Below are 2,305 nucleotides of genomic sequence, written 5' to 3'. Positions count from 1 at the left end.
GTTCATGGCAACCGATCGCGGATTTGCGAAGCTGCGGCGCGTATCTCAATCGCGGGCCGGCGAGGGATAGCGTTCAGCCAAGAGTTTGAGAAAGGTATTCAAGGCCGGGTTTTCGTTATCCGCGCGCCAATGTGCAGAGAAACCTATGCGGCTCGATCCCGTTCCATCTCGCAATTCGCGGTAAACCAGACCAGCAAGGTTCGCGCCAGTATCCGATTCCATTACGAGGCTGATCCCAAGTTTCATGCTGATGAGGCTCTCGATGATACCCCGGCTGACCTCGTGTCGCTCGATCTTGGGCCGATCTTCCGGAGATGCAAGCTTTGATATCAAGAGATCCTCGAGTGCGCGGCTTGGGTCGTGCTGGCTCAGGAGTACTGTCTCGTCGCGCAGATCGGTCCAGTAAATCACGTCGCGTGCCGCAAACAGATGGTCTTCGGGCAAGGCGACAAGTATGCGTTCGCTCCAAACTCCGAGGGCTTTATTGCTCAGCGATGGCGCTTCTCCAGTGACGATAAGTACATCAACTGTACCGCTTCTGAGGGCGTTCATCAGAGGGATGCGAGGTCGTTCAACCGTCGCTATTTCGATTTGCGGAAACCGCTTCTTAAAATCGATTAGGGTAGCCCGAAGATTGCCTGCCGAAATGGAGGTACAGAAGCCGACCGAGATCCGGCCGGTCTCACCCCGGCCATTAGACCTCCCTGTTGCGACAAGTGCGTCGACCTGCTCCAGGACCATTCTCGCTATGCGCAGAGCGCTCCGCCCAGCAAGCGTAGGCTTCACCCCTCCGCTTGAGCGCTCAAATAACATCACCCCGATCACATGCTCAAGCTGACCAATGGAGCGGCTCAATACCGAATGTCGAACGGAAAGTAAGTCAGCCGCTCGCCGGAGGCTTCCACAGTCGCTAGCGACTACCGCGAATCGGAGGTGCTGCAAGTTTATAGCGAATGTCTTCGCGGCATAATGCTTATCACTTGTTTCGTCGATCGCCGCCATGTCCGAATACTCGGTAATTTAGCCGGATACTTGCGCGTCCCCGCTCGTGACGGGGACGTCGCGTTCCAAAAGCTTCGCCGGGAAGTCGCGTCTCAGGCTGCGGCCGACATGACTGGTGTCCAAAGGACAGGTCCAGGGAGGCTGCCCGCCTCGCGCATCTTTGCCAGCGTTTCACCTGAGATCTCGAGGTAGCCCGCAACGGCAAGTGTATTTCCGAGTTTGCAGGGCTCGCCAATGCGCTCCAAAGTCCAACCGGCGCGCCGAAGGATTCGCTCCATTCGAGCGTCCGTCACGGTAACGATGGCCGCAAGTCGTCGCGAAAGGCCGAATTCGATCATGCCCGCAAACAGCTCGTAGGTGGCGCAAGCGATGCCATGATTTCCTCTGGGTGAGTCCCCTGCAACGTCCAGGGCAAATCTGCTGCTTTCCCATATTGAGGCACTTGATGGTGCCGCCTGACCCGTCAGTAGTATAGGGAACGTATCACGAAGCATGACAGGACCGGTCGACGGCAGCAATCGAACGGACCCTTGTACGCGGCCGTCGTCGGCGAGCTGTACGAGGTACGCCGGGCTAAGTCCGTCAAATTCATCCACTTCCGTATCGGCACTGATGTGGACATCCCAGTCGAGTCGCTCTTTGAAAACCCGATATCGAAGTTGGTGCATCCCGATGAGGGTGCGTGCAAAGTCACCGTAGCACAGTGCCGTAATCAGCTGAATCATGATCGTCTCCAAGCAAGGTCATCTCGCCGTATGGAAGCCGATCCATGATTGAGTGGCACCCCCCGTAGCTACCGGGGGCACCGATCTCAATTTTGCTTTTCTTCCTTGGCAGCCGCCAAACACACGGCCGCTTGTATTACTGTCCGTACCCCTAGCTTTACCTTCGTGCTTTCAAGGTAAGAGGCCACTGTGTATCGCGATATGCCAAGAATGCGTCCGATCTCCCAAGCAGACTTTCCTTGGGCCGCCCACTCAATGCACTCGAATTCACGGGGGGACAGGGATACACCCTGGATCGCTCGATCAGTACAGAGTTTCCGCCGAGCGTGAGCGTGAAAATAGAGTGCCATGAGTTGTAGCACCCGCGCGTGCTCGCCTACGCAGCGTTCAAAGGACGGTCGACGTTCGTCGACCGCGAACGTGACCGCGGCAATTGGACCGGAATTGTTGTGGATCGGCACTGTGAATCCATGACGGATTCCAAACCTGGCTGCTTCAGCCAGCAAATCTTGCTGTTGTTTCGACGATGCAGTGTGCTCGATTCCGGGTCCCCAATTGAACGGTTCAGGTTGGCCAAG

The 2,305-nt window shown here is 56.7% G+C and carries 3 protein-coding genes; all 3 read right to left on the bottom strand.

Going from position 1 to position 2,305, the window contains the following annotated elements; translation table 11 throughout:
• Positions 1 to 45: 45 nt before the first annotated feature.
• Positions 46 to 1,002, bottom strand: coding sequence for a LysR family transcriptional regulator (locus tag AC1D00_RS37205; RefSeq protein ID WP_477014098.1), 957 nt, complete (start codon positions 1,000 to 1,002; stop codon positions 46 to 48).
• 92 nt (positions 1,003 to 1,094) lie between these two features.
• Complete coding sequence (locus AC1D00_RS37200) at positions 1,095 to 1,727, bottom strand: acyl-homoserine-lactone synthase (protein ID WP_477014097.1); 633 nt, start codon at positions 1,725 to 1,727, stop codon at positions 1,095 to 1,097.
• A gap of 86 nt (positions 1,728 to 1,813) precedes the next feature.
• The coding region (locus AC1D00_RS37195; RefSeq protein WP_477014096.1) for a helix-turn-helix transcriptional regulator at positions 1,814 to 2,305 on the bottom strand (492 nt) is incomplete at its 5' end.

The organism is Bradyrhizobium sp. P2_E8, assembly GCF_056403875.1.
Note: the sequence above shows the minus strand (reverse complement) of the source record. Positions and strands in the feature narration are given on the sequence as shown.